The organism is Collinsella sp. TF10-11AT (assembly GCF_003437565.1).
Classification (GTDB): Bacteria; Actinomycetota; Coriobacteriia; order Coriobacteriales; family Coriobacteriaceae; genus Collinsella.
In genome coordinates, this window is record NZ_QSQW01000014.1 from 32,687 (window position 1) to 57,720 (window position 25,034).

Annotated in this window: 27 protein-coding genes and 1 tRNA gene; 5 read left to right on the plus strand and 23 right to left on the minus strand. The window is 63.1% G+C overall.

The features are described 5' to 3' along the window. Positions 1-151 precede the first annotated feature (151 nt). Entirely contained in the window at positions 152-526 is a 375-nt protein-coding gene (locus tag DXC99_RS08945) for a VOC family protein (RefSeq protein ID WP_117629964.1), read from the minus strand. 11 nt (positions 527-537) lie between these two features. Then, a complete protein-coding gene (locus tag DXC99_RS08950; protein WP_055252380.1) occupies positions 538-825 on the minus strand; it encodes a PTS sugar transporter subunit IIB in 288 nt (95 codons plus the stop codon). Positions 826-988: 163 nt separating this feature from the next. Here DXC99_RS08950 and DXC99_RS08955 point away from each other — a divergent pair, with 163 nt between their 5' ends. Both DXC99_RS08955 and DXC99_RS08960 read left to right on the plus strand, forming a co-directional pair. Next, a complete protein-coding gene (locus DXC99_RS08955; protein ID WP_117629965.1) occupies positions 989-1,612 on the plus strand; it encodes a hypothetical protein in 624 nt (207 codons plus the stop codon). 31 nt (positions 1,613-1,643) lie between these two features. Then, positions 1,644-1,728 (plus strand) — tRNA-Leu (locus DXC99_RS08960). 300 nt (positions 1,729-2,028) lie between these two features. On the opposite strand, the gene DXC99_RS08965 is transcribed toward DXC99_RS08960, so the two are convergent. From DXC99_RS08965 to larC, 6 genes are all read right to left on the minus strand, one after another. Beyond that, the gene (locus tag DXC99_RS08965) at positions 2,029-3,030 is read right to left on the minus strand and encodes a hypothetical protein (protein WP_117629966.1); all 1,002 of its coding nucleotides are present in this window, start codon (positions 3,028-3,030) and stop codon (positions 2,029-2,031) included. Positions 3,031-3,050: 20 nt separating this feature from the next. Continuing rightward, complete coding sequence (locus tag DXC99_RS10530; RefSeq protein WP_233502567.1) at positions 3,051-3,812, minus strand: hypothetical protein; 762 nt, start codon at positions 3,810-3,812, stop codon at positions 3,051-3,053. A gap of 195 nt (positions 3,813-4,007) precedes the next feature. Beyond that, positions 4,008-5,297 carry a phosphopyruvate hydratase gene (gene eno, locus DXC99_RS08975; protein WP_117629967.1) on the minus strand — a complete coding sequence of 430 codons (1,290 nt, stop codon included), beginning with the start codon at positions 5,295-5,297 and terminating at the stop codon, positions 4,008-4,010. 189 nt (positions 5,298-5,486) lie between these two features. Next, complete coding sequence (gene mazG, locus DXC99_RS08980; RefSeq protein WP_117629968.1) at positions 5,487-6,347, minus strand: nucleoside triphosphate pyrophosphohydrolase; 861 nt, start codon at positions 6,345-6,347, stop codon at positions 5,487-5,489. A gap of 2 nt (positions 6,348-6,349) precedes the next feature. Then, on the minus strand, positions 6,350-6,898 hold the full coding sequence (gene yfcE / locus DXC99_RS08985) for a phosphodiesterase (protein WP_117629969.1): 549 nt from the start codon (positions 6,896-6,898) through the stop codon (positions 6,350-6,352). 57 nt (positions 6,899-6,955) lie between these two features. Then, positions 6,956-7,441, minus strand: a complete 486-nt coding sequence (gene larC, locus DXC99_RS08990) for a nickel insertion protein (RefSeq protein ID WP_117629970.1) — start codon at positions 7,439-7,441, stop codon at positions 6,956-6,958. A 383-nt stretch (positions 7,442-7,824) separates the two neighbouring features. On the opposite strand from larC, the gene DXC99_RS08995 reads away from it, so the two are divergent. The 3 genes from DXC99_RS08995 to DXC99_RS09005 all read left to right on the plus strand — a co-directional run bounded on the left by DXC99_RS08995 (position 7,825) and on the right by DXC99_RS09005 (position 12,842). Further along, complete coding sequence (locus tag DXC99_RS08995; protein WP_117629971.1) at positions 7,825-11,391, plus strand: ATP-binding cassette domain-containing protein; 3,567 nt, start codon at positions 7,825-7,827, stop codon at positions 11,389-11,391. Continuing rightward, positions 11,391-11,810 carry a nitrous oxide-stimulated promoter family protein gene (locus tag DXC99_RS09000; RefSeq protein WP_117629972.1) on the plus strand — a complete coding sequence of 140 codons (420 nt, stop codon included), beginning with the start codon at positions 11,391-11,393 and terminating at the stop codon, positions 11,808-11,810. The genes DXC99_RS08995 and DXC99_RS09000 overlap by 1 nt, the downstream gene beginning before the upstream one ends. A 120-nt stretch (positions 11,811-11,930) precedes the next feature. Further along, entirely contained in the window at positions 11,931-12,842 is a 912-nt protein-coding gene (locus tag DXC99_RS09005) for a PHP domain-containing protein (protein ID WP_117629973.1), read from the plus strand. A gap of 27 nt (positions 12,843-12,869) precedes the next feature. On the opposite strand, the gene hisE is transcribed toward DXC99_RS09005, so the two are convergent. From hisE to DXC99_RS09080, 15 genes are all read right to left on the minus strand, one after another. Further along, positions 12,870-13,187 carry a phosphoribosyl-ATP diphosphatase gene (gene hisE, locus DXC99_RS09010; RefSeq protein ID WP_117629974.1) on the minus strand — a complete coding sequence of 106 codons (318 nt, stop codon included), beginning with the start codon at positions 13,185-13,187 and terminating at the stop codon, positions 12,870-12,872. Between the two features lie 15 nt (positions 13,188-13,202). Next, positions 13,203-13,430 (minus strand): hypothetical protein, encoded by a 228-nt coding sequence (locus DXC99_RS09015; RefSeq protein WP_099432266.1) that lies wholly within the window; start codon positions 13,428-13,430, stop codon positions 13,203-13,205. Continuing rightward, complete coding sequence (gene hisI, locus DXC99_RS09020) at positions 13,427-13,768, minus strand: phosphoribosyl-AMP cyclohydrolase (RefSeq protein WP_117629975.1); 342 nt, start codon at positions 13,766-13,768, stop codon at positions 13,427-13,429. Before hisI ends, DXC99_RS09015 begins: the two co-directional genes overlap by 4 nt. 153 nt (positions 13,769-13,921) lie before the next feature. Continuing rightward, entirely contained in the window at positions 13,922-14,704 is a 783-nt protein-coding gene (gene hisF / locus DXC99_RS09025) for an imidazole glycerol phosphate synthase subunit HisF (RefSeq protein ID WP_099432268.1), read from the minus strand. Continuing rightward, positions 14,667-15,452, minus strand: coding sequence for a HisA/HisF-related TIM barrel protein (locus tag DXC99_RS09030; protein ID WP_117629976.1), 786 nt, complete (start codon positions 15,450-15,452; stop codon positions 14,667-14,669). Before DXC99_RS09030 ends, hisF begins: the two co-directional genes overlap by 38 nt. Next, complete coding sequence (locus DXC99_RS09035; protein WP_233505717.1) at positions 15,449-16,150, minus strand: imidazole glycerol phosphate synthase subunit HisH; 702 nt, start codon at positions 16,148-16,150, stop codon at positions 15,449-15,451. The genes DXC99_RS09030 and DXC99_RS09035 overlap by 4 nt, the downstream gene beginning before the upstream one ends. A 138-nt stretch (positions 16,151-16,288) precedes the next feature. Beyond that, positions 16,289-16,876 carry an imidazoleglycerol-phosphate dehydratase HisB gene (hisB, locus tag DXC99_RS09040; RefSeq protein ID WP_117629978.1) on the minus strand — a complete coding sequence of 196 codons (588 nt, stop codon included), beginning with the start codon at positions 16,874-16,876 and terminating at the stop codon, positions 16,289-16,291. After that, positions 16,877-17,992 (minus strand): histidinol-phosphate transaminase, encoded by a 1,116-nt coding sequence (hisC, locus tag DXC99_RS09045; protein ID WP_117629979.1) that lies wholly within the window; start codon positions 17,990-17,992, stop codon positions 16,877-16,879. It abuts the gene before it with no gap. 1 nt (position 17,993) lies between these two features. Beyond that, positions 17,994-19,418, minus strand: coding sequence for a histidinol dehydrogenase (gene hisD, locus DXC99_RS09050; RefSeq protein ID WP_117629980.1), 1,425 nt, complete (start codon positions 19,416-19,418; stop codon positions 17,994-17,996). 105 nt (positions 19,419-19,523) lie between these two features. Next, the gene (gene hisG, locus DXC99_RS09055) at positions 19,524-21,239 is read right to left on the minus strand and encodes an ATP phosphoribosyltransferase (protein ID WP_117629981.1); all 1,716 of its coding nucleotides are present in this window, start codon (positions 21,237-21,239) and stop codon (positions 19,524-19,526) included. A gap of 169 nt (positions 21,240-21,408) precedes the next feature. Then, positions 21,409-22,245, minus strand: coding sequence for a sugar phosphate isomerase/epimerase (locus tag DXC99_RS09060; RefSeq protein ID WP_117629982.1), 837 nt, complete (start codon positions 22,243-22,245; stop codon positions 21,409-21,411). A gap of 83 nt (positions 22,246-22,328) precedes the next feature. Then, positions 22,329-23,165, minus strand: coding sequence for a PTS system mannose/fructose/sorbose family transporter subunit IID (locus DXC99_RS09065; RefSeq protein ID WP_117629983.1), 837 nt, complete (start codon positions 23,163-23,165; stop codon positions 22,329-22,331). Next, the gene (locus DXC99_RS09070) at positions 23,155-23,946 is read right to left on the minus strand and encodes a PTS sugar transporter subunit IIC (protein WP_117629984.1); all 792 of its coding nucleotides are present in this window, start codon (positions 23,944-23,946) and stop codon (positions 23,155-23,157) included. The genes DXC99_RS09065 and DXC99_RS09070 overlap by 11 nt, the downstream gene beginning before the upstream one ends. 8 nt (positions 23,947-23,954) lie before the next feature. Continuing rightward, positions 23,955-24,425, minus strand: a complete 471-nt coding sequence (locus DXC99_RS09075; protein WP_099432278.1) for a PTS sugar transporter subunit IIB — start codon at positions 24,423-24,425, stop codon at positions 23,955-23,957. 17 nt (positions 24,426-24,442) lie between these two features. Next, positions 24,443-24,859 (minus strand): PTS sugar transporter subunit IIA, encoded by a 417-nt coding sequence (locus tag DXC99_RS09080; RefSeq protein WP_117629985.1) that lies wholly within the window; start codon positions 24,857-24,859, stop codon positions 24,443-24,445. Between the last annotated feature and the right edge of the window lie 175 nt (positions 24,860-25,034).

The window sequence follows — 25,034 nt, forward strand, 5'->3', positions numbered from 1 at the left end:
ATGCTTCAGGGGCTCGATTTCACTCGTTCACTTCGCGGAAAAGCATTCACCTTCGATTTACGGCAGCCCGTCAGTCACCCTCTCGGCATTAAAAATGGGGTAAGGCCACGTGGCCTTACCCCATTTTTCGTTAGCTATGGCAGCTTGTGCGCTACTCGCGGCACAGGTGCACGGCGAAGCCGGCGAACTCGCGCTTAAAGTACACGAGCTTAGTGCCGCCGTCGGGCAGCAGCACGCGCGACTCCTCGTTGACCTCGAGCCCGCGCTCGGCAAACCACTTCTCGGCCGCATCGATGTCGTTGACGGCAAAGCCGATGTGGCCCTTGGTGCCACGACCGTTCTGCTTCATGATCTCGACCAGCGAATCGTTAAAGTACGAAACGGGGGTCTCGATAACGGGCAGGCCCATCATCGTCGAGAACAGCTCCGCGATCTCCAAGGCGTCTGCCGGATCGGCAGCGTTAATGCCCACATGGGCAACGCGCATACCAAAGAGCTCGACCGGGTTGGCGTTCTGCTCACTCATGCAGTCAGCGCCTACTGAGCCATAACGTCGAGAACGGCCTTCTCGGCAGCAACGCGGTTCATGCCGGTCATGAAGGGCACGCCGCTCACGTACGGGCAGGTGAGGCCCTCAGGGGCAACGGTGGTGGCGATCAGCAGGTCGGCGCCCTCGTCGCAAGCGTCCTTGGCCTCGGAGATGGCGCACTGCACGATCTCATACTTGCCGGCATAACCGTTGGCGTCGAGCATGGTGGCGACTTTCTGGGCAACGAGCGTGGAAGTAGCAGCGCCAGCACCGCAAGCCAAAACGATTTTCTTCATAGGTAATGTCTCCCTTCATGGTTTACTTTAGGTAAGTGTACCGCAGCGAGCGATGGCACTCGGCCTCGATGAGCTTTTATGCCAGTTTGCTTGCGCGCTGCGTATAATACATCCAGTACGTGTTGTCATACCGCTCGCTTTATGAGCGACTAAGGACCCTAATATGCCCGATTCCCGCACACTCTGGACCGCCGTCGTTATCATCTGTATCGCCGTGTCGGTGTTCTTTAGCATCAAAAAACGCACCACGTTTAAGCGCCTGCAGCAGCTTATGGCTGCCAAGCAGTGGGACGAGTTCGATCGTTTGCTCGACGGCAAACTCACCAGCATGCTGTACCCGCGCTACAACCGCGACTACCTGCGTCTGAACTCCTATCTGCTGCGCGAGGACCACGAGCGCGCCAGCGAGATGTTCGACCTGCTGCTGGGACTCAACCTCCCCAAGATGCAGCGCGTCGACCTGGTCATTAAGGCCTTTAACTACTATGTTGGCCAGGAGGACCGCAAAAAGTCCAAAGAGCTGTTGCGCGAGATCAAGGGCTTTGAGGGCGGTCAAGCCGAGGCGGTTGCACACGAGTGTCAGCTGATGTACGACACGATGATCCTCAAGCGCCACAACGACATTCCCGAGTTGGAGCGCATGCTCGAGGATGTCGGCGACGACCCGGTCAAGCGCTGCCGCCTGGAGTACCTGCTGGCCCTGCAGTACAAGAACAAGGGCGACGAAGCCAAGTTCCAGGAGTTCCTGGAGAAGTCGGGGCAGCACTCGATGGCCGTCAACGCGTAACGGACGGCTTGTGCTAGACTTCTAGTCTCACGGGGGCGTGGCGGAATTGGCATACGCAGGAGACTTAAAATCTCTCGCCGCAAGGATTGTGGGTTCGAGTCCCACCGCCCCTACCATTTGGCTTTTACGGGCCCGTGCCCCATGGGGATGCGGGCTTGTTTCTTTTGGACGCCGGTGGGGCTCGAACCCGCGAGGGGGCGAGCGTCAAGCGGACGCGCAGCGTCCGTAGCGAGCCGGCGAGGGCGCCGACAGGCGGCCGAAGCCGGTGCGCATTTGCGCAGCAAATGCGCAGACGTCCCACCGCCCCTACCACGTATTGTCTACGAGCCCGTGTCCCCAAGGGATGCGGGCTCGTTTCTTTTAGGTGCCGTCAACTGCAGAGCAGCTCATTTGGGACAGAGCTTTTTTGACTACTTTTAAAGGGTGCTCAGGCTCGGGGTCCAGGCGATGGTGGGGGTCGCGCCGTCGAGAACCTCGTTGATGGTGGCGGCCATGCCGGCGAGGAGGCTGTTCTCACTTACGGTGAGCGTCTTGTAGCCGCCGGCTCGCATGAGCTCGCGAATCACCACGGCGCCGGCCAGAATCACGCCCGCGCGTTTGGGCTGTACACCCGGTAGCGCGGCGATACCCTCCACATCCAGCGCGGACATACGCTCGATGGCAGCCGAAACCTGCTCCATCGAAAGCTCGCGCAGGTGCACAAAGCTCGAATCATACGGCTCCAGCTCGTGAACGAGTGCCACGAGCGTGGTGACGGTGCCGCCCACCGCAACGAGGCGTTCGGCGCGCTCAAAGTCGCTGGGCAGGCCTTCAAAATAGGCGGCAAACTGCTCGCCTGCCCACGCGGCAGCGGCAGCAAGCTCGCCATCCGCGGGCGGCAACGCGGAGAAAAAGCGCTCCGTCACGCGACGGCAACCGATGTCCAGCGAGCGCGTTCCCTCCAGCGCAAAGACACCGCGCTCCGGAGCGTATACGCCCGTCGCGAGTTCCGTGGACCCGCCGCCCGAATCCGCGACGATGATGCGCTCGCCGGCAAAGTCGTGCGCCACGCCAAAAAACGTCAGGCGCGCCTCGACCTCGCCCGGAATCACCTGTGGTTCGAGCCCCAACTCGCGCAGGCCGTCCAGCAGCAACGCGGCATTGGACGCATCGCGCGCGGCACTCGTGCACGTGGTGCAGACGCACACGGCCCCAAAGGCGCGCGCCTCGTCCACAAACGTACGGCACGCAGCGAGCACACGCTCAACGGCCGCCTCGCAAAAGCGGCCCGTCGCGTCCACGCCCTCGCCCAGGTCGGTAATCTCGGTATGCTTGGACGATTCCACGATCGCCCCGGCCTCGACCTGCGCCAGCACCAGTCGCGACGACACCGTTCCCAGGTCGATCGCGGCTACCTTATAGCGTTTGCAATTTGTCATTGCGGGCTCCCCTCCGGGCGCTATTTGCCGTTGGACACGACCGTCTGGCCCTCGACGCCGTTAAACCCAAACAGCATGTCGAGCGCCTGGATGTACCACGGCGCGTCCTTGCCGACTTCTTCGATTTCCTTGGCCACTTCGCTGGCCTTCTTGGCGTTTGAGGACTTTTTGCTCGACGACGAGTCCGAATCGTCGTCCAAGCCCAGCACGTCAATCTTCTTCTCGCCGGGCATCACCAGGCCCAGGTCCTCGGACGCCGCGTCCTTGATACCCTCCTCCGAGAGCAGCTTGTCGACGCTTTTTTGCAGCTCATCATTGTATTGCTGGCGAATCTCGACCTGCTTGGCCAAGATATCGCTCGAACGCTTTGCCACGTACAGGTCGCGCACGGGGAAATACAGGCTCACGAGCACCAGCGCCACCACGACACCGATAAACAGCGGACGCAGAGAGCCATGCGTAAAGTCATAGATCGCCTTGACCACCGCGTTGTCGTTGGCGTAGCGCATAAAGTCCGAGCCCGAAAAACGGTTCGAGGGCCTGCTCGATTTGTCGTGTGCCTGAGTCGAGGGACGCGACGTATGCGACGAACGTGCCGGGCGCACCGGTCCATCTGTCGAAGTATTCACTTGAGCATTGGGGCGCGAGGTACTTGTCGGGCGCTGCACGGGGCGGTCGACGCCGGCGTAGGCGGGCCCACCGAGCTGCACCGTGCGTGCACGGCGAGGCGACGGCTCGCGTGAACCGGCGGAATAGTACCTGTTGTCGTAAATCTGATCCATGTGCGCCTTGTGCGGTTGAGGTTTGTTTGCGCTAAGTCCTTTAGTTATAGCACGAGCGCCCGCACCGCCTTCGCCAGCCTTTGCTCGACATAAAAAAGGCGCTGAGCCATATGGCCCAGCGCCCACAGCGCTTTGCGGCGTCCAGCCAAGGCGGGGCGGAACCGAGTCAGCCTCCTCCTCGCCAAATTCGCCCGTTTAGCGAATGTTGTAGAACGCGGCCTTGCCGGCGTAGCGCGCGCTGCCCTCGAGCTCGTCCTCGATGCGAATGAGCTGGTTGTACTTGGCGATACGGTCGCTGCGGCACGGGGCGCCCGACTTGATCTGGCCGGCATTGACGCCCACGACCAGGTCGGCGATCGTGGAATCCTCGGTCTCGCCGGAGCGGTGACTCACGATGCAGGCGTAACCGGCCTCCTTGGCGGTCTCGATGGCCTCGAGCGACTCGGTGAGCGTGCCGATCTGATTGACCTTGACCAGGATCGCGTTGGCGGCACCCAGCTCGATGCCCTTCTTGAGGCGCTCGGTGTTGGTGACGAACAGGTCGTCGCCCACCAGCTGCACCTTGTTGCCAATGCGGCGGGTAAGCTCAACCCAACCGTCCCAGTCCTCCTCGGCCATGCCGTCCTCGATGGAGATGATGGGATAGGTGTCGACGAGCTTCTCCCAGTAATCAACCATCTGGGCACTCGTGTACTCCACGCCCTCGCCCTTGAGCTCGTACATGCCGGTCTCGGCGTTGTAGAACTCGGTCGAGGCCGGATCCATGGCGTACATGAAGTCGACGCCGGGCTTAAAGCCAGCCTTCTCGACGGCCTTGGTAATGTACTCGAACGGCTCGGCATTGGTCTTGAGGTTGGGCGCAAAGCCGCCCTCGTCGCCCACGCCGCCGCCCAGGCCCGCCTCGTGCAGCACGCCCTTAAGGGTGTGGTAGACCTCGGCGCACCAACGCAGGCCCTCGGCAAAGCTCGGGGCGCCCACCGGCATGATCATGAACTCCTGGAAGTCAACGTTATTGTCGGCATGGACGCCACCGTTGAGGATATTCATCATAGGCGTGGGCAGCAGGTGGGCGTTGACGCCGCCCAGGTACTGGTACAGCGACAGGCCCGCCGACTCGGCAGCGGCGCGGGCGACGGCCAGCGACACGCCCAGGATGGCGTTGGCACCGAGCTTGGTCTTGTTGGGGGTACCGTCCGCGGCAATCAGCGCGGCATCGACGGCGCGCTGGTCGAAGGCGTCGAGGCCCACGACGGCGTTAGCGCACTCGTTATTGACGTGCTCGACGGCCCGAGAGACGCCCTTGCCCAGATAGCGGCCCTTGTCGCCATCACGCAGCTCGCAGGCCTCAAAGGCGCCGGTCGAAGCGCCCGAAGGCACCATCGCGCGGCCGAAGCTGCCGTCCTCGAGCACGACCTCGACCTCGACGGTGGGGTTGCCGCGGCTGTCGAGTACCTCGCGACCGTAGACATCCAAAATATCGCTCATGTTGTCTCCCTCTCACTTGGAAACGGGTTGAATGCTTGGCGACACGGCTTGCACGCTACAGCGGCGCGCAGGTTCATAAGTTAGCCTTATCGCACTTTTTGCATTATGCCCTAAGTTAGCCAAGGGATACAATCTTTTTAAAAAATAATAGGGGCGATGGGACAAGTCCGTCCCGTCGCCCCCGCAGTCTTACTCCTCTGCCTTTGCGGCATCCCAGAGGTCATTGAGGCCGTGGGTCGAAAGCTCGGCCAGATCCACGTGGGCGTCGGCCGCCATCTGCTCCATCGCGGCCCAGCGGCGGCGGAACTTTGCCGTGCTGGCACGCAGGGCGCTCTCGGCGTCGATTCCCTCCTTGCGCGCAACGTTGACCAGAGCAAAGAGCAGGTCGCCAAACTCCATCTCGCGCTCGGGCGAGCCGGAAGCCTCGGCCTCAAACTCGGCACGCTCCTCGGCGACCTCGTCCCACACGTCCTGGACCGTCTCCCACTCAAAGCCCACGGCAGCCGCCTTGCGCGACACCTTCTGAGCCTGCATCAGCGCCGGCAGGTGCGTGGGCACGCCGTCGAGCAGACCCTCGGGCGCGGCCTCGCCTGCCGCCACGGCCTGGTCTTTGGCGGCCTTCTCGGCAAGCTTGACCTCGTCCCAGATCTTGAGAACCTCGTCGGAGCTCTCGGCGTCCGCATCGCCAAACACGTGTGGGTGGCGGCGGATGAGCTTGGCGTCGATATCGCGTGCCACATCGGCCAGCGAAAACTCACCGGCGTCCGCCGCAATCTGCGCATGCAGTACGACCTGCATGAGCACGTCGCCGAGTTCCTCGCGCAGATGCGCCACGTCGTCGGCCTCGATGCAGTCGAGCGCCTCGTAGGCCTCCTCGATCATGTTCTTGCCAATGCTCTGATGCGTCTGTTCGCGGTCCCACGGGCAGCCATCGGGCTGACGCAGGCGCCAGATGGTCTGCACCAGATGCTGCAGCTCGGCCGACGCGTCGACCAGCGTGGACAGATCGCGCGAGCCCTCGGCATTTTGCTGAGCCAGCTGCTCGGGCATGGTTACTCCTCCTCCAGGATCACGTGGCGGAACGCACCGTCCTCGTAGATACCGTAGCTGTGCGTGCCGTCTTTGGGAATGCTCACGCTGCCGGGATTGAAGAGCCACAGGCCCGGGTGCGTCTCGCTCGCTTCGTTGACCTTGATGTGCGTATGGCCGTAGACGAGCGCGGAGCCCTTGGGCAGCGCGGGCGCGTGGTCGACGCTGTTGTGCATGCCGGCGCCAAAGACGTGGCCGTGCGTCAGGAACAGCTCGCGGCCGGCCTCATCGAACAGCGTGGCGTAGTCGGCCATGACGGGGAAGTCGAGCACCATCTGGTCGACCTCGGCGTCGCAGTTGCCGCGCACCGCGATGATGCGGTCGGCCGGGGCGTTGAGCAGCGGAATCACGCGCTTGGGGGCGTAATCGCGCGGCAGGTCGTTGCGCGGACCGTGATAGAGCAGGTCGCCCAGCAGGACGATGCGGTCGGGCTGCTCGGACTCGATGGCGGCGCAGAGGCGCTCGGTCCAATATGCCGAGCCGTGGATGTCGGAGGCGATGAGGTATTTCATGGGAGGGTCCTTTCGGATGGGGTTGATGTGGCCAGGCGCGAGATGTGGCCGGGCGCGCTATTCAAATCGCAGTGCCGAGGCTTGTGCCGCCTGCATCACGCGCTGGAGTGGCACGCCATGTTCGCGGGCAAGACGGGCGCAATCCTCGTACTCGGGAGCCGCGCGCTCGCTGCCGTCTGGCAGGGTCGCCACCTTAACGGACACCTCGCCCCAAGGCGTCGCTACCTGCTCAAAACGACGCGGCAGGCAAACGCGTTCCGTCACCTGGCGACGAACGGCGTTGGTCGTGGTTTCCAAAAAGATAATCGTCTGCAGGCGTTCGATATCCTCATGCGAGCAGATTACCTGCAGCTGCCAGCCGGGGCGACCTTTTTTGCAGTAGAGAGGCAGCCAGTGCACCTCGCGGGCGCCTGCCTCGCGCAGGCGATCGGCGGCATAGGCGAGTACCTCGGGCGACGCATCATCGATGTCGCACTCCAGCTTGACGATGGTTTCGGGCGCATCGGTCTCGCGGGACAGCGGAGATGTACTTCCACGTTGCATACGGTCCGGATCCTTTCCGCACGGGCTCGTTTTATTCACCCAAACGCTAGCACATCGAACGTGGCACAGGCGTGACTTTCGTCCGTCGTCGCCCTTGCCCCTATCCAAACATGTACGTCAGCCTCCAAACATGTCATTTTTTGTCGGTTTTGGAGGCTGACGTACACGTTTTGGAGCGGGCCGCACACGATCAAAATTGCGCCCGCATTCCGTCCACCACAAAGTTCGCCGCACTCAACAATTTTGAACTTTCTACGCAGTTCATCGGCCAAAAAATAACCCTCGGCATACTTATCCGCTGCACGATGTTACTCTAGTTGCATTTGGCTAACTAAGCGGCTGCCGAGAACCCCGCCCGGCACCGTCATGGCATCGGAGGTTTCATGTTCGAGAAGCGACTCTTCTCCCTGGTTCCGCAGGCAACGCCCTACATTGTGGCGAGCGTCCTGTTTAAATGGATCGCGCTCATGGCAAACATCACGGTGATGTGGGTGCTTGCGCGCATCTTGGGCGGTATCGTCACGGACGGCCTTTCCGCCGCGCTCGCCGTCGACGCGCTCGCACAAGCCGCCTTGCCGCTCGCCGTCGCCATCATCGTGCGCGCCGCCGCCATCTACCTGGCTCAGCGCACCGGCGACAAGGCCGCCTTCGAGGCCGTCCGCCGCGCGCGCTCGCTCGTCTACGACAAGCTCACCGCACTCGGCCCCTCCTACACCGAAACCGCCCCCACCGCCGAGGCCGTCCAGACCAGCGTCGAGGGCGCCACGCAGCTCCAGGTGTACTTTGGCGGCTACCTGCCGCAGCTCTTCTTTGCCGGGCTGGCGCCTGCCACGCTGTTCGTCCTGCTCATGGGCCAAGCGGGACTTCCCGCCGCGCTGCTGCTCGCGTGCGTTCCGGTCATCCCTATCTCCATTATGATGGTCATGCGCAACGCCAAAAAGATCGGTGCCGAGTACTGGGGTAGCTATGTCGATCTGGGCGGCATGTTCCTGGAGGCCGTGCAGGGTCTCACCACCCTTAAGGTGTATCAGGCCGACCGCGACTGGCACAAGCGCATCAACGCCGAGTCCGAGCGTTTCCGCACAGCGACCATGCGCCTGCTGGTGATGCAGCTGCGCTCCATTTGCGTTATGGACCTGGTCGTCTATATGGGCGCCGCGCTCGGCATTATCGTAGCCACGCTGCAGCTCGCCACGGGCAAAATTGGCTTTGAGGCGGCCTTTCTAGTCGTCTTTCTGTCGCAGGAGTTCTTTTTGCCCATGCGCCGCCTGGGATCGCTGTTCCACACGGCCATGAACGGCATGGCCGCCTCGCGCCGCATGTTTGGCATTTTGGATACGCCCGAGCCCGAGCGCGGCGATGTTGAGCTTGACGGTCGCGGCGATATCGAGCTCGCGGGCGTGAGCTATGCATACGGCGACCGCACGGTGCTGGACAGCGCCAGCGCGACCATTGCGCACGGCTCGCTCGTGGCACTCGTGGGCGAAAGCGGCGGCGGCAAGTCCACGCTCGCGGGGATTATCGCGGGCCGCAAGGGTGCCTACCGTGGCAGCGTTCGCATTGGCGGCGTCGAGCTGCGCGATGCCACGGCCGCCTCACTCATGCGTGCCGTCACCCTGGTGCCCACCAACGGCTACCTGTTTGCCGGCACCCTGCGCGACAACCTGCTGCTCGCCCAGCCCAACGCCACCGACGCCGAGCTTTTGCGCGCGCTCGGCCGCACGCGCGTGGCGGCCTTTGTGCAGGCCAACGGCGGGCTCGACATGGTGATTAACGAGGGCGGCACCAACCTTTCGGGCGGCCAGCGCCAGCGCGTGTGCATGGCCCGCGCCCTGCTGCACGACTCGCCCATCTATGTGTTTGACGAGGCGACGAGCAACGTCGATGCCGCAAGCGAGGCCGCGATCGGCGAGGTCATCGCGTCGCTTGCCGGCGAGCACACCGTAATTGTGGTGGCGCATCGCCTGTCGACGATCGTGGACGCCGACCAGATTCTGGTGCTGGAGCGCGGTCGCATTGCCGAGCGCGGCACCTATGATGAGCTCCTGTCGGGCGCGGGCGCCTATGCGCGCATGTGGAACAGCCAGGAGCAGCTCTCGGCATATGCGTATGCGGAGGGTGATGCCGAGGATGCCGGCGCGGTTGAGGCTGTTGACGGCAGCGCCGCCTGTGCCGATGGCCTCAACGGTACTAGTTCGTCTTCCGCTGCCGCGGCGCCTGACTCCGGCCGCGCCCGTCGCTCGGCGCCGTCCATCATGTGGCGCATGATGGGGCTCGTCCGACCGCTTGCCGGCTGGCTTGTGCTAGCCGTCGCGCTGGGCAGCATCGGCATGCTCACCGCCGCGTTCGTGCCGGCCTTTGGCGCCCTTGGCCTTATGGCCGCGCTGGGCCGCAACGCCTTGAGGCTTGGTCTTATCGCAGCATGCGCGGCCTGCGCCGCCTGCGGCATCGCGCGCGGGCCGCTCCACTACGGCGAGCAGCTCTGCAACCATTACATCGCATTCCGTCTGCTCGCACACATTCGCGACCTGGTATTTGGCGCCCTGCGCCAGCTCGCCCCCGCCAAGCTCGAGGGCCGCGGCAAGGGCGAGCTCGTGAGCCTGGTCACCTCGGATATCGAGCTGCTCGAGGTCTTCTACGCGCACACCATCTCGCCCATTGCCATAGCTCTGGTCTGCACCGTTGTGTTTGAGGGCTTTTTGCTGGCTGTGAGCCCCGAGCTCGCGGGCATCGCGCTCGTGGCCTACGCGGTCCTGGGCGTGCTACTGCCCCTGACCTCGGCCAAGGCATGCGGCACCACCGGCCGCCAGAGCCGCGAGGGCGCCGGTAAGCTGGGCGCCTTTGTACTCGACAGTCTGCGCGGCGCGGGCGAGACCATCCAGTTTGCCGGTGGCACCGATCGCAGCCGTGCCCTGGGCAAGCTGACCGAGCAAGTCGGCGCCGTGGACGCGCGCCTCAAGCGCCGCCAGGCGGTCAGCGAGGCCGTAGCCGATGCGCTTATTCTTGTGGCTAATCTGGTGATGCTCGGGCGTGCGCTGCAGCTGGTGGCTGCGGGAACGATTGACTTTGCCGCAGCGTTTGTCGCCGTCTTTACCTTTGTGTCGTCGTTTGGCTCGGTGATGGCCGTGAGCCGCCTGGGCGCCTCACTGCAGGAGACGCTCGCCTCGGGCGCACGCGTGCTCGATTTGCTCGACGAGCAGCCCCAGTGCGCCGAGGTCGCCGATGGACAGAACGTTGAGTTTGCCGGCGCCGCAGCCGAGCATGTGAGCTTTAGCTATGTGGGCGGCGTGGACGCGGGCGGTGCGGGCGCCACAGAGCAGGTCGCGAACGACACCGCTGCGAGTCTCATCCTCGACGACGTGACCTGCACCTTTGCGCCCGGTACCATGACCTGCATCATGGGGCGCTCGGGTTCGGGCAAGTCGACGCTGCTTAAGCTGCTCATGCGCTTTTGGGACCCCGCAGCCGGCACCATCACGGTGAGCGGCGTCGATGCCCGCCACATCAACACGGCGAGCCTGCGCAGCCACGAGTCCTATATGACCCAGGACACGCATCTGTTCTGCGGCACCGTACGCGAGAACCTGCTGGTCGCGCACGCCAACGCCACCGATGCCGAGCTGCTCGACGCTTGCCGCTCCGCCTCACTCACCACGCTCATCGACCGTCTGCCGCAGGGACTCGACACGCCCGTTGCCGAGCTGGGCGACTCGCTTTCGGGCGGCGAGCGCCAGCGCATCGGCCTTGCGCGCATCTTCCTCAACGACGCACCCTTCATCTTGCTCGACGAACCCACCAGCGCGCTCGATGCTCTCAACGAGGCGTCCGTGATGCAGGCAATCGACGAGCTCAAGCGCCGCGGCAAGACCATTGTGCTCGTGAGCCACCGTGCCAGCACCTGCGCGTTTGCCGATTTCTCGCTTTCGGTCGAGCACGGGAGGCTGAGCTAATGGCGCGCCCAGTCGACACACCGGAGCTAGCACGCAAACGTGAGCGTGAGGCCCAAATGGTGTCGCAGATGATTGCGCTGTGGTGTCGTGGGCATCATGGCGGCGGGCATGTGGTCGAACAGGCTGGCGACGATGAGTCCGTGCGCGTGAAACTCGGCCTTCGAACCATTACGCTCTGCCCCGAATGCGCCGAGCTGCAGAAATACGCCATCGCGCGCATTGAGCACTGCCCGCACATAGGCACCAAGACATTTTGCTCGGCATGTCCTTCGCATTGTTACCGGCCTGCCATGCGCGAGAAGATCCGCGAGGTTATGCGTTGGTCGGGACCGCGTATGATCCGCTATCGCCCCATCACCGCCGTGAGACACGCGATGGTAACAGTGCAGGCCAAACGCGCGGCGGCACGAAGCAAGTAGTCGCCGGCGCCGGCACGCGCCGCCCCGCCTTTCCACTCGATTTCGGCACCCGGCGTGCGCGGCGTGTTGAGAGCTGCACCATTACAATGGAGCGGATTCACCAAATGCAAAGGAGTCGCCATGCCCGCCTGCCCGCTGGTCGATTGCCATACTCATACCTCGTTCTCGGACGGGCACGCCTCGTTCGAGGACAACGTCCGTGCCGCTGCTGCCGCCGGCTGCCGCGTCATGGTCTCGACCGACCACCTTACCCTGCCCGCCAGTATGGATGCTAACTGCGAGGTGCAGGTCGTCGAGGGCGACTTGCCGGCACATCGTTTGGCCTTTGAGGACGCCCGCAAACTCGCCGCGCAGATTGCGCCGGAGCTCACCTTTATCTACGGTTTTGAATGCGATTGGTACGAGGGCTGCGAGCCCTTGGTAGAGCGCTGGTCCCAGGGCGCCGTCGTACGTCTGGGCAGCGTGCACTGGATTGGCAACCCGGGCGATATTGCGGCAGGCGCCGCGGGCACGGCAGGGACAGAGGACGTCGCGCGCCCCGATACACCCGATTCCCTTTGCGGTTGGATCGACGACGATACCAACTTGCATGTTTGGGAAAACTTAGGCGTGCGCGGCGTGTGGGAGTGCTACGTCGACGACTGGTGCCGTGCTTGCGAAAGCTCACTCAACTTTGACGCGATGGCCCATCCCGACCTGGTCATGCGCTTTTCGAAGGACGGCTTTGCACCCGACTTTGACCCCGCGCCGTTTTGGGAGCAGATGGCCGAATGCGCCCACGATACGGGTCGCCGCGTTGAGGTCTCGACCGCCGCACCGCGCAAGGGGCTCGACGATTACTACCCCGCGACCGGGCTGTTGCGCCGCTTCGCCCATGCCGAGGTGCCCATCACCTTTGGCTCGGACGCGCACCGCGCCTGCGACATCTGCTGGAACATCCGCGAGGCCCAGGCCCACGCCTACGACTGCGGCTACCGGGCCTTCGATATCCCCCACCCCACCGGCGAATGGGAATCCACGCCCCTCGCCTAACTAGTCGTTTAAGAACGTCCCCAATGACTAGTGGCGGCGGGCGTTGAGTTCGCCGGCCAGTTCGTCGAGGGTGATGCCGTAGCGCTCGAGCGTCACGAGCAGGTGGTAGATCAGGTCTCCGGCCTCGTAGCGGATGTGATCGTGGTCGTTATCCTTGCAGGCCATGATCACCTCGCTCGCCTCCTCGGCAAGCTTCTTGAGAAGCTCGTCCTCGACGTCGGTCAGCAGACGCGCGGTATAGCTCTCCTGCGGCGGCGCATCGCGACGGCCGTGAATCACCTCGGCCAGTCCCGTCAGCGTCTCACCGATGTTTCCCGGCTGCACGTTAGCTGTTCTGACTCCCATGGTTATTTCCTCTCGTTACTGCAGCGTAAAGTAGGTACCGGTCTCATCGAACCGAGGCTTTGCGCCCTTTTTCTCAAAGAACTCGACGATGACGGCATGGGCCTCATCGAGCCTTTCCTTCTCGGCCTCGAGCCAAAGCGACTGCGCCCCGCAGGCATCAGTCAGGTGCACGCGACATGGCACGCCCGCGCGGAGGAGCTCGGTGTTGCAGTCGGCGACCTCGAACGGCGTCACGACTTTCATCGCACTCCCCCTTCCACGCGCTTAAAGAAGCAGGTACGGTTGCCGGTGTGGCAGGCTGGACCCGGCGAGTCGACCTTGACCAGCAGTGTATCGCTATCGCAGTCGGCCCAGAGCTCCTTGACCTCCTGCATGTTGCCGCTCGTCGCGCCCTTATTCCAGAGCTCTTGGCGGCTGCGGCTCCAAAACCACGTGGTACCGGTCTTGAGCGTCAACCCCACCGATTCCTCGTTCATCCAAGCAACCATAAGCACCTCGCCGGTGTCATATTGCTGAACCACACAAGGGATCAATCCTTTGGCGTCGTATTTAAGATCCGCTGGAGTAGTAATTTCTCTCATTTCAATTCCCCAATTTAAACATCACATGTCGGCGAGGGTTGTCCAGGTGCCGCAGGTTGCCACGAAAGAGGAGCGACGCGTACTTTGGTACGCGAGCGACGGTTTGAGCGGCAAGATGCGGTGCCTGGACAAGCCGCAGCGCAGCCCGCAGCACTAGAAGTCCAACCTCACAGGAATACCTTGAGAGGCCATATACTCTTTGACTTCGCGAATGCTGAAGGTTCCAAAGTGAAAGACGCTCGCCGCCAGCACGGCATCGGCCTCGCCCTCGATCACGCCCTCAGCGAAATGCTCGAGCGTGCCCACGCCACCGCTCGCGATGACGGGGATTGGCACCGCGCGCGCCACGGCGCGGGTGAGCGCCAGGTCAAAGCCAGCCTTGGTGCCGTCGCGATCCATGCTGGTCAGCAGGATCTCGCCGGCGCCGCGGCGAGCCGCCTCCTCGGCCCACGCCACCGCATCGATACCCGTGGCGTTGCGGCCTCCTGCGGTAAAGACCTCCCACTTGTCGGCACCGGATGCTCCGGGCAAGCCGACGCGCTTGGCATCGATCGCCACAACCACGGCCTGGCTGCCAAACGCCGCGGCAGCCTGGCTGATCAGCGACGGATCGCGCACAGCCGCCGAGTTGAGCGACACCTTGTCGGCACCGGCGGCAACCATGGTGCGCATGCCCGCCAGGTCGCGAAAGCCGCCGCCCACGGTATAGGGAATGGCCAGCTCCTCAGCAGCATGCGCCGCCATCTCGATAGTCGTCGCACGGTTGTCGCTCGTCGCGGTAATGTCCAGGAAGACGACCTCGTCCGCACCCTCGCGGTCGTAGGCGCGGGCCAGCTCCACCGGGTCGCCAGCATCGCGCAGGCTCACAAAGTTGACGCCCTTGACCACGCGGCCGTCCTTAACATCCAGACAGGGAATCACGCGTTTGGTAAGCATGGTCTACTCCTCCCCCTCGGGCGGCGGCCAGCGCCTGAACCAGCGTAAAGTTGCCTTCGTAGAGCGCGCGACCGGTGATGGCGCCTTCAATCGCGCCCCCACCTACCGCGGCAAGCGCACGGATATCGCCGAGCGTCGAGATACCGCCCGACGCCACGACGGGAAAGCCCGCGACCTCGGCCACATGGCGATATGCCGCCACGTCGATGCCCGTCTGCATGCCATCACGCGCGATGTCGGTATACACCAGATGCTTAAAGCCCAGCTCGGTAAGCTGCCCCACGGCATCGTCGAGCGCCACGCCCGCGCCGTCGCGCCAGCCGTTCACCTTAACCTGGCCGTCGCATGCGGCAATGTCGGCGACCAGCAGCTCGCCAAAGCCTTGGGCTGCCACCTCAGCAAAACCCGGCTCGGTCACGAGCACGGTGCCCAGCGCAATGCGGCGAGCACCATAGCCTGCCAGCTCATCGATGCGTGCGAGCGAGCGAACGCCGCCGCCCACGTCCACGGACAGACCGTCGACGCCGCAGATGGCCTTAATCGCCGCCGAGTTGGCAGCGCATGTATCCTCGTCCTCACCAAAGGCAGCGGACAGGTCGACGACGTGCACCCAGCTTGCGCCCTGCTCGGCAAACGAACGGGCGACGGCCACGGGGTCGTCGGAATATACCTTGCAGCGGGTGCGGTCGCCGCGCTCCAGGCGCACAACCTTGCCGCCGATCAGATCGATTGCGGGAAACAGAATCATCGGCCAACCTCCTCGACGATGCTGACGAAGTTCTTAAGGATACGCTGACCCAGCGCGGAGGATTTCTCGGGATGGAACTGGCAGCCCCACACGTTGCCGTGGCGCACGATGCACGGGAAGCTCCGTGTATAGTGCGTGCGCGCCAACACATCGGCGGCATCGACGTCGTCGGCCACCGCGTAGCTGTGAGTGAAATACATGTTGGCGCCCTCGGCAAAACCGGCAAGCAACGGATCGGCCGCACCGGCGGGCGTCATGTGCACCTGGTCCCAGCCCACGTGCGGGACCTTCAGGCGGCTTGATTCCAGGTGCGTGCACGAGCCACGCATGATGCCCAGGCCATCGACCCAGGGACCACCGGCCTGCTCGGAGGCATCGTCGTCCGCGTCCGCACCCTCGTCCGCAGGCACGCCCTCGTTGCCGCGCTCAAAAAATAGCTGAAGGCCCAGGCAGATGCCGAGCAGCGGAGTTCCGGCGGCAACGGCATCGAGCACGGCCACCTCCTCGCCGCTCTGGCGCATAAAGGCGATTGCGTCATAGAACGCGCCCACGCCCGGGATGACCAGGCCGTCGGCGTTGCAGATCTGCTCCGGATCGTCCGATGTGCAGGCGGCGGCACCGGCGCGCGCAAGCCCGCGCACGACGCTCGACAAGTTGCCCTTGTGGTAGTCGACCACCACAATCTTTGGTTCGCCCACGCGACCCCTCCCTTTTCCCATTCAAAACCTGCCAAAAAGGGACAGGTTTATTTTGGTCGGTTAAACGTTCACCCACCACATGAGACAGCATTTCCGCAGATAAAACCTGCCAAAATAAACCTGTCCCTTTTTGGCAGGTTACAGCGAGCCCTTGGTGCTGGGGATGCCCTGCACGCGGGGATCGAGCTCGCAGGCGTGGCGCATCGTGCGGCCCACGGCCTTAAAGGCGGCCTCGATAATGTGATGCGAGTTGCCGCCCGCCAGCTCGCGCACGTGCAGCGTAAGTTTGGCATCGCGCGCAAAGGCATAGAAGAACTCGACAGCCAGCTCGGTATCGAAGCTGCCCACGCGCTCGGTCGGCACGGGCAGCTCGCAGTAGGCCTGGCCGCGACCCGAAATGTCCACGGCGGCCATCACGAGCGTCTCGTCCATGGCGATCGCCGCATCGGCAAAGCGCGTAATACCCGCTTTGTCGCCCAGCGCCCGGCAAAACGCCTCGCCCAGCACAATGCCCGTGTCCTCGACGGTATGGTGCGCATCGACTTCCACATCGCCTACCGCATGCACCGTCAAATCGAACAGGCCATGGCGGCCAAAGGCGTTGAGCATATGGTCGAAAAACGGCACGCCGGTCGAGATATCGCACGTACCGGTTCCATCCAGGTCGAGTTTGACGACAATGTCGGTCTCCCCCGTCTTGCGGGTCACCTCGGCATAACGGCCCATCTAGATCTCCTCCTTCACCAGCACGGCAAACGCAGCCAGTACCTCATCGTTTTCCTGCGGCGTGCCCACGGTAATGCGCAGACAGTCCGCAAGCCCCGGCGCATAGCTAAAGTCGCGCACCAAAATCGAATACTCGTCGCGTAGGCGCTCGCGCACGCGCGTGGCATGCGGCGTACGCACGAGCACAAAGTTCGCCGCGCTCGGCCATGCCTCCACGGGCAGGCCCTCGGTAGCCATCGCGCGCAGGGCGCACAGCTCGCGCTCGCGCTCGGATGCGACCTGTGCCACCACGGGCGTGTACGCATCGCGGGCACGCACGCAGGCAAGCGCCGCCGCCTGGCTCAGCACGTTGACCGAATAGATCTGGCGAATCGCCGCGAACACGTCGATGACCTCGGACGCCGCGATCACGTAGCCCAGACGCGTGCCGGCAGCGCCAAACGCCTTGGACAGCGTATGTAAAATCACCAGGTTGGGATGCTCGGCGATAAGGCCCTGCGCCGTGGTGGCCGCGCCAAACGAATCGTCGGCAAACTCAACGTAGGCCTCGTCGACCATCACCATGCCGGGGCACGCATCGCACAGCGCCGCGATAAAGTCGAGCGGCGCCACGTCGCCCGTGGGGTTATTGGGCGAGGTCACGATTGCCAGGTTGCACTCGGGCGCTGCCGCAAGCACGGCTGTCTGGTCGAGCTCAAAGGTCGCGGGGTCGCGCCACACGTCACGCACCTCGGTCTGGCAGAGCGACGCAAAGAACGCGTACTCGCTAAAGCACGGCGGGCAGTTGAGCAGGGTCCGTCCCACGCCGCCAAACGCCAACAGGTAGTTATAGAGCAGCTCGTCGCCGCCGTTTCCCACGCAGACATTCTCGCGCGCCACGCCATGCCAGGCAGCAAGCTCGTCGCGCAGATCGTTCGACATGGGATCGGGATAGCGATTGAGCGGTGTGGCAGCCAGGGCAGCGTCGACCGCCTCGCGCACGCCGGTCGGCACGGGATAGGTGTTCTCGTTGGCCGAAAGGTTGATGCGCGTGGGCGTAAAGCTGGGATCATAGGGCTCAATACCGGCCAGGTAAGGCTGGACGAGCTCCTTCATGCGGGGTGAAAGCTCGGCCATATTAGGCCTCCTCGCCGGTCACACCGGCAGCGGCCGCCAAGTCCACGCCCTCGGCAACCGTCGCGGTCGTATCGCCCGGCCAGGCAACCTTGGTCAGGTCGGCCGCGGCCAGCGACTCGGCGCTCACGGCATCCTCGCCCTGCTCCAGCACACGACGACGCAGTGCGGCAGAAAGCGCGTGTGCCCACAGGCCCTCGGCCTCTGCCAGGCGCTGCGTAGCGGGAGCATCGGAGAGCAGGCCCTCGGGTGTATAGCAAATGACACTCGAGCGCTTGACGAACTCCTCCACCGAAAGCGGGTTGGAGAACATGGCCGTGCCGCCGGTCGGCAGCGTGTGATTGGGGCCGGCGACGTAATCGCCGAGCGGCTCGGAGCTCCAAGCGCCCACAAAGATGGCTCCGGCGTTGCGAATGCCGCCGAGCAGGCCCATCGCATCCTTGCAGTGCAGCTCCAGGTGCTCGGGCGCCACGGTGTTCACAGCCTCGACGGCGGCAGCCATGTCGGCGGCCACCACAATGGTGCCTTCGTTATCGAGTGAAGCGCGCGTGATCTCGGCGCGCGGCGACTGCGCCACCAGGATGTCGATACCCGCCTCGACCTCACGCGCAAACTGCTCGTCGCAGGTCACCAGATAGCAGGCAGCCAACGGATCGTGCTCGGCCTGGGCCATCAGGTCAGCCGCGACCACCATGGGCTTGGCCGTGGCGTCAGCCAGCACGCAGACCTCGGAGGGACCGGCGACCATATCGATACCCACGTCACCCGAGACAATCTGTTTGGCAGCAGCGACAAAGGCGTTGCCCGGGCCGATGATCTTGTCGACACGCGGAATGGTCTCGGTGCCGTACGCCAGCGCGGCCACGGCCTGGGCGCCGCCCACCATATAGATCTCGTCCACGCCTCCGAGCTTGGCAGCCGCAAGCGTATACGGGCTGATCAGGCCATCTTTTTGCGGCGGAGTCACCATGACCACGCGCTTGACGCCGGCCACCTTGGCGGGAATGGCGTTCATGAGCACGGTGGAGGGATACTGCGCGCGACCGCCCGGCACGTAGATGCCGGCAGCCGCGAGCGGGGTCACTTTAACGCCGAGCATTGTGCCGTCCGGGCGCGTGGTAAACCAGCTCTGCTCGACCTCGCGCTGGTGGAACTCGCGAATCTGGCGCGCGGCCTTCTCAAGTGCGGCGACAAAGGCCGGATCGAGGCCTTCGAGCGCGGCATCGATCTGCTCCTGCGGCAGACGGAAGCTCTGCAGCTCAACGCCATCAAAACGCTGGCAGTAATCGCGCACCGCGGCATCGCCATTGGCACGCACGTTGGCCACGATATCGCGAGCGGTGTCGACGATGTTTTGCGGCAGCACGCCCTTACGGTTGAGCTGGTTGGTAACGAGGCGCTCACCGGGAGCAAGCTTGATGGTCTTCATATCGGTATCCCCTATCGGTCGAGGTTGTGTTCGAAAAACGAGAGACCGGGCGGCGGCGCCAATCGGCCCGCAGCCCGTACGTTGGGGCGCCCGTGCGTGCTCGCGCTATTGCGCCGAGCCCGCGACGGGCTCAAAATGCTTGTCCTTCACAGCCGCGGCCAGGCGATCTGCCAGATTACGCACGCGCGGATCCAAGCGAGCGGCACCCGGATTGACGAAGAAGCGCGCCGTGCAGTCCATAATGCGACCAGTAATAACCAGGTCGTTATCGCGCAGCGTGGCGCCCGTGGCGGTAATATCCACGATACGGTCGGTCATACCGACGATGGGGCCCAGCTCGATGTTACCGTGCAGCGAGACGATATCGACATTCACGCCGCGCTCGGCATACCAAGCGCTCGCGATGCGCGGGTACTTGGTGGCCACGCGAAGCGACCCGCGGCGGGCATAGTTGCGCTCGGCCTGGCCAGCGCGCCACGCGGGCTCCGCCTCGATGAAGGTGCACAGGCCGTAGCCCAGATCGACCAGCTGCAGCAAGTTGAGGCCTGCCTCGATGAGCGAGTCCCAACCGCAGATGCCGCAGTCGGCACCGCCACAGCCCACAAAGGCGGGCGCGTCGCTGGGTCGCACGATGACAAACTCGATATCGCCGACCGCACCCTCGCCGGCACGCGTGTCGCGGCCGCGCACGATCAGGTGACGGCCGGGGTCACGTAGCTCAGAGACGTCCAAACCTGCGGCCTCGAGCACGTCGAGCGTGTCGGCCTTGAGCGAGCCCTTGGGCACGGCAATGCGCAGCGGACCCTCGGTGCCGCGGCCCACGGCATGGTCACCATCGGAAGCAGCGTCCTCGGCCGAGGTGCGCGCGGCCTCCAGACGCTCGAGCGAAAAGGCAAAGCCTGCCGCCGGCACCTCGATGCCGTCGCCAAATGCACCGGTAAAGATGGAGTCGTAGCGACCGCCCGAGCCCACCGGATCGGGCAGGCCACCGGCATAGGCCTTAAAGACCAGGCCCGTGTAGTAATCAAACGAGTTCATGATGGAGAAGTCGAAGGACAGCACCTGAGCGTCCTCGGGAGCCAGGCCCTCGACCAGGGCACGCAGCTCGCGCGTGAGCGGCGCGACAATGCCCGCCGCCGCCAGCAGCGCGTCGACGCGGTCGAGCACCTCGGCACCACCGTGCAGGCGCGGCAGCTCGCTAATGGCGGCCTTGACGGCCTCGGGCTCGACACTTGCCGCCACGCGGGCATCGAGGCCCACAAAGTCGTTGGCGTGCACGCAGCGCAGCGCCTCGGCAGCCAGCTCGCGATCTTCGCACGCCGCAAGCAGTTCCTTAAACGGACGCACACTGCCCGCGATAATGCGCGCACCGGGAAGTGCCAGCTTGCGCACGGCCTCCGCCACCAGCGAGACGATCTCGACATCGCCCGCGGTATCGCCCACACCGATAAGCTCAAAACCCAACTGCGTAAACTGACGCGAGCCGCCGGCATTGCGCTGGCACTCGCGAACCACCGGCGCCTCGTAGCGCAGGCGCAGTGGCAGATCGGCCGCGCGCATGCGGGTCGAAACCAAGCGCACGATCGGCAGCGTGTTGTCGGGACGGACCACCAGCAGGCGGCCGTCATCATCAAAGAGCTTAAACGGGGTGTCCGCAATGCGGCCACCCTCCTCGAGAGAGCCCTTGTCCTCGAGCAGCGGCGTCTCGACCGGCAGGTAATGATGCTCCCTAAAGCAGCCCTTCACCGTCAGCGCAATCTCCTCGCGCGCCTGAGCCTCCTCGGGCAATATGTCCCGGAATCCCCACGGTGTGGCCGTCATCTGGTGAGCCTCCTCATGCTGTGTTTCATATAGAACAGAAGACCGGCATAGCTCCGCCGGTCTTCTGGGTACTTTAGCATACTAGAGTGTTTGCGGGGAAAATCCATCGCAGCCGCTCACGCCGTATTCATTTGGAAACATAGGGCAGATCGCCGCAACCCAAACCCGCCTAGGCGCCAATCGCACGACGATACTCTGCCATTACCTGCGCATCGGCAGCTGCGGGGTCGGCGAAATAGCGCCCGTCATAGGTCTCGGCCGAAACAACTCCGCGATAGCCGCGCGCCACCAGCCTATCCAGGTCGGCGCGCATATCGCGGTCGCCGTCACCCCAGGCAAGATGCGTCGTGCCATCTGCCGCAACATCGACAAAATGCACGTGGGCGACATCTTCGCCAAGCAGATCGAAATAATCGTCGATGGTATCCCCTGCCACCGCCATAGCGCCCAAATCCAGACACGCCTTAAGTGCCGGATGATCAACTGCCTCGATCATGCGCTTCGTGTCGGCCGCCGAGTTCACGATCATCGACTCAACCGGCTGTAGGGCCTCGAGCACCAGTCGCACGCCGCGCTCTCCCGCATGCTCGGCAATCGCACGCAGCATCGAGGCGCTGCGACCCCACGCGTCCTCGATCGGCTCGTTCAAAAATGCCCAGCCGCTCGAGACCATGACCTGCTCGGCTCCAAGCTCCGCCGCGATATCCACAACGTTCTTAAAGTACGCGAGCGTGCGGGCACGCGCCTCATTCCCACGCGCCGCGATATTCCACGGCTTGGGGTTGTTCTGTTCGGGACAAAGCCCCACAATCCGAACCCCATACCGCTGCGACAGCTCCCGCACCTGCTCGAGCGAATCGTATCCATGGCAATCGACATACAGATGCATCGCCCCGGTCCAAAGCTCGCAACACGTGTAGCCCGAGGCCGCTGCCGAAGAAAAGAATTCCTCAAGGTCAAAATAACGATGGCTGATATTCATGACGGCAAGCTGCGGATACTCCATCTTGTCCACCTTTCGGCAAAAGGGCGCCGCAGCACAGTGTGCGCGACGCCCCCTCTTACATTATTCTCATTATGACGGATGCCCTACTGAACACCAAGCACTCCAAAGAACGCGCCGGCAATACTCACGAGCAGGATCACGAGCATGATCACGAGCGGATTCATCTTCTTCTTGAGCATGAGATAGACGATTCCAAACAGCCCCATCGTGACAAAGCCCGGGAAGATTCCGTTGAGCAGCTCGGCCAGCGTCTGAGCACCATCGCCCGCACCGACCATGAGCGGAATGTCCACGGTGACCATCTCCATGGTCATAGCGCCGATCACCATGGCGCCCATGATAGAGGCCATCTTGACGATCGTGTCCATAATGCCCGATTCCTGGACCTTGCTGATCATGTCCGAGCCAAAGCGATACCCCACAAACGTCAGCAGGTAACGGATGATGTAGTGAGGGACATTGAACACGAGCAGGAACAAAATCGGGCCAAGAATAGAGCCCTGTAGCGCCAGCGACGTGCCGACACCCGTTGCCAAAATTCGCAGCGTGCCCCAGTAGAAGGCATCGCCCACACCGGACAGCGGTCCCATCAAAGCAAGCTTGACATTTGAGATCGCGCTCGTGTCAAAGCTATCGTCAGTAGCGTTGACCTCTTCCATTGCAGCGGCGATGGACATGGGGAGCGTCGAGATGTACGGCGTGACGTTATAGAGCTCCATATGGCGCTTAAGGGCGGCCTTAAAGTCCGCATCCTGCGGATACAGCTTGCGAAGAATCGGCATAAGGGCCCACATAAAGCCGATATGGCCCATACGCTCGTAGTTCCAGGAATGCTCATAGGGAATCGAGCGCCAGAACAGCTTCTTAAGGTCTGCGCGGGAAATCAGCCCGTCGTAAGAAGACTCAAACTTAAAACTCATCGAACCCACTCCCAATCGCAGGATCCTCGGTTGCCACTGCGGGCTGCTCCGCTTTTTTCTTATCACCCAAAACCGTCATCGCGACGACGATGATCGCGGCAAAGATCGCCACGCCCGTCGTGCTAATGCCAAAGTAGGCGACGAGGAAGAAGCCAGCGAAGAAGAACGGCGCCACCGTTTTGTTCATAATCATCTGCGCCAGCATCGCAAAGCCGAGTGCGGGCAAGAAGGCGGCGGCGACATCCATGCCGGTCTGAACGAAATCGGGGATGATGTTGAGCAGGCTGGCAACAGCATCGGCGCCAAAGAAGAATGCCAGGGGAATAATCAGCAGGCCGCACCAGCTCTGCGCGTAACCGGCGATGAGCATGTTGCGCGTGATGGCCTTGGTGTCCCCGTCCTCGACGTTTTTGTCGATACGGTGCACCAGCAGTAGCATCACCGGCTGGCCCAGGGCCGTATCGAGCGCCAGGACGATCGTTGCGATGGGAATGCCCAGGGTCAGGGCCGCCGATGCGTCCGCGCCGGCCTGCATGGCAAGCGACACACCCAGGATGGTTCCGGAAATCGTATCGGGCGGGTTATACGCACCGACCGAGATGGCGCCGACCATGGCAAGCTCCATCGTGGCGCCCATGATCGTGCCGGTCACCATGTCGCCCATGACAAGGCCAACCAGAGGTCCGAGCACGATCGGGCGCTGGAGGTAGCTCGTGCCCGTCAGCCACTCGGAATAACCCAAAAGGGCAATAAGGAAAATCAGGATTGTCTTGATAACCATGATGGCCCCTAACCGATGACCTTCGCGGCGTCAGTCTTCGCATCTGCCGGAATCATCTGAATGAACAGCTCGTAGCCCTCGCCGAGCAGCTCTTTGACGTATGCCTCGTTTTCGGGCGTAAGGAACACGCTCGTCGAGACCTGGCGGGCATCCTCGCTAAAGGCAACATTGCCGAGGTTGATCTTCTTGACGCCCATCGCCTTGGCGACGGCACCGGCCTGCTGGATCGTCTCGCAAACCACGAAGAGCTTGTACTTATCGGTCACACCGCTCTGGAGCGCCTTGACGGCATCCTCGGTGTTTTTGACGACAACCTTGCAGCCCTCCGGTTTTGCAAGGGACAGGGCCTGCAGACGAAGCTTGTCATTGAGGACCGTGTCGCTTACCAACAGGATGCAGTCGGCACCCAGAGCCGAAGTCCAGCTAACGGCAACCTGGCCGTGCAGCAGTCGATAGTCCACGCGAATCATCTGAATCATGATGTGCTCCCTAGCGATTAAAACTCATCGAGTTCGGCCTGCCCCAGCAGGTCGTTGACGTACTTGACCTTGGTGTCGTCCGCCTCGACGATCTGGCGAATGGCCTCATCGATCGGGGTGGATTCGGACACGAACAGCAGCTGAATAAGGAGCGGCAGGTTCATATTGGTCACCAGGTGCGTGTTGGGACGCGTCTGGACGATCTTGGTGAACTCGTTGTTGACGCTGCCGCCAATGAGGTCGGTGCAAACGACGACCTCATCGTCCGCGGCAAAGCCGTCCAGAATCGCTGCGGCCTCCTTGGTCAGGTCCTCGTTTCCGTCGACATACATAGAGAGCGCATGGACGTTTTCGCGCTCGCCGGAGAGCAGCCCAATGCTCTCGACGATTCCAGACGCAAAATGGGCATGGGATGCAACGATAAACTGCCTCATTCGATTCCCCTTTCTTGCGAATTTCGGCATAAAAATGCCCGGACGCATGCGCCCGGGCAGGGTGCTTCTTGATCAGTAGCTTATTTGTCACCGATTAGTAGTCGAACTGGTGATAGTAACGACGGTAGTTGAGGTTGTGCTTGGTGACCGTCTCGTAGTAGCGAGCCAGGCGGTC

What these genes read in the sequence shown, in the direction of transcription:
- DXC99_RS08945 (WP_117629964.1), bottom strand. Translation starts at nt 526, where the DNA reads ATGAGTGAGCAGAACGCCAACCCGGTCGAGCTCTTTGGTATGCGCGTT.
- DXC99_RS08950 (WP_055252380.1), bottom strand. Translation starts at nt 825, where the DNA reads ATGAAGAAAATCGTTTTGGCTTGCGGTGCTGGCGCTGCTACTTCCACG.
- DXC99_RS08955 (WP_117629965.1), top strand. Translation starts at nt 989, where the DNA reads ATGCCCGATTCCCGCACACTCTGGACCGCCGTCGTTATCATCTGTATC.
- DXC99_RS08965 (WP_117629966.1), bottom strand. Translation starts at nt 3,030, where the DNA reads ATGACAAATTGCAAACGCTATAAGGTAGCCGCGATCGACCTGGGAACG.
- DXC99_RS10530 (WP_233502567.1), bottom strand. Translation starts at nt 3,812, where the DNA reads ATGGATCAGATTTACGACAACAGGTACTATTCCGCCGGTTCACGCGAG.
- eno (WP_117629967.1), bottom strand. Translation starts at nt 5,297, where the DNA reads ATGAGCGATATTTTGGATGTCTACGGTCGCGAGGTACTCGACAGCCGC.
- mazG (WP_117629968.1), bottom strand. Translation starts at nt 6,347, where the DNA reads ATGCCCGAGCAGCTGGCTCAGCAAAATGCCGAGGGCTCGCGCGATCTG.
- yfcE (WP_117629969.1), bottom strand. Translation starts at nt 6,898, where the DNA reads ATGAAATACCTCATCGCCTCCGACATCCACGGCTCGGCATATTGGACC.
- larC (WP_117629970.1), bottom strand. Translation starts at nt 7,441, where the DNA reads ATGCAACGTGGAAGTACATCTCCGCTGTCCCGCGAGACCGATGCGCCC.
- DXC99_RS08995 (WP_117629971.1), top strand. Translation starts at nt 7,825, where the DNA reads ATGTTCGAGAAGCGACTCTTCTCCCTGGTTCCGCAGGCAACGCCCTAC.
- DXC99_RS09000 (WP_117629972.1), top strand. Translation starts at nt 11,391, where the DNA reads ATGGCGCGCCCAGTCGACACACCGGAGCTAGCACGCAAACGTGAGCGT.
- DXC99_RS09005 (WP_117629973.1), top strand. Translation starts at nt 11,931, where the DNA reads ATGCCCGCCTGCCCGCTGGTCGATTGCCATACTCATACCTCGTTCTCG.
- hisE (WP_117629974.1), bottom strand. Translation starts at nt 13,187, where the DNA reads ATGGGAGTCAGAACAGCTAACGTGCAGCCGGGAAACATCGGTGAGACG.
- DXC99_RS09015 (WP_099432266.1), bottom strand. Translation starts at nt 13,430, where the DNA reads ATGAAAGTCGTGACGCCGTTCGAGGTCGCCGACTGCAACACCGAGCTC.
- hisI (WP_117629975.1), bottom strand. Translation starts at nt 13,768, where the DNA reads ATGAGAGAAATTACTACTCCAGCGGATCTTAAATACGACGCCAAAGGA.
- hisF (WP_099432268.1), bottom strand. Translation starts at nt 14,704, where the DNA reads ATGCTTACCAAACGCGTGATTCCCTGTCTGGATGTTAAGGACGGCCGC.
- DXC99_RS09030 (WP_117629976.1), bottom strand. Translation starts at nt 15,452, where the DNA reads ATGATTCTGTTTCCCGCAATCGATCTGATCGGCGGCAAGGTTGTGCGC.
- hisB (WP_117629978.1), bottom strand. Translation starts at nt 16,876, where the DNA reads ATGGGCCGTTATGCCGAGGTGACCCGCAAGACGGGGGAGACCGACATT.
- hisC (WP_117629979.1), bottom strand. Translation starts at nt 17,992, where the DNA reads ATGGCCGAGCTTTCACCCCGCATGAAGGAGCTCGTCCAGCCTTACCTG.
- hisD (WP_117629980.1), bottom strand. Translation starts at nt 19,418, where the DNA reads ATGAAGACCATCAAGCTTGCTCCCGGTGAGCGCCTCGTTACCAACCAG.
- hisG (WP_117629981.1), bottom strand. Translation starts at nt 21,239, where the DNA reads ATGACGGCCACACCGTGGGGATTCCGGGACATATTGCCCGAGGAGGCT.
- DXC99_RS09060 (WP_117629982.1), bottom strand. Translation starts at nt 22,245, where the DNA reads ATGGAGTATCCGCAGCTTGCCGTCATGAATATCAGCCATCGTTATTTT.
- DXC99_RS09065 (WP_117629983.1), bottom strand. Translation starts at nt 23,165, where the DNA reads ATGAGTTTTAAGTTTGAGTCTTCTTACGACGGGCTGATTTCCCGCGCA.
- DXC99_RS09070 (WP_117629984.1), bottom strand. Translation starts at nt 23,946, where the DNA reads ATGGTTATCAAGACAATCCTGATTTTCCTTATTGCCCTTTTGGGTTAT.
- DXC99_RS09075 (WP_099432278.1), bottom strand. Translation starts at nt 24,425, where the DNA reads ATGATTCAGATGATTCGCGTGGACTATCGACTGCTGCACGGCCAGGTT.
- DXC99_RS09080 (WP_117629985.1), bottom strand. Translation starts at nt 24,859, where the DNA reads ATGAGGCAGTTTATCGTTGCATCCCATGCCCATTTTGCGTCTGGAATC.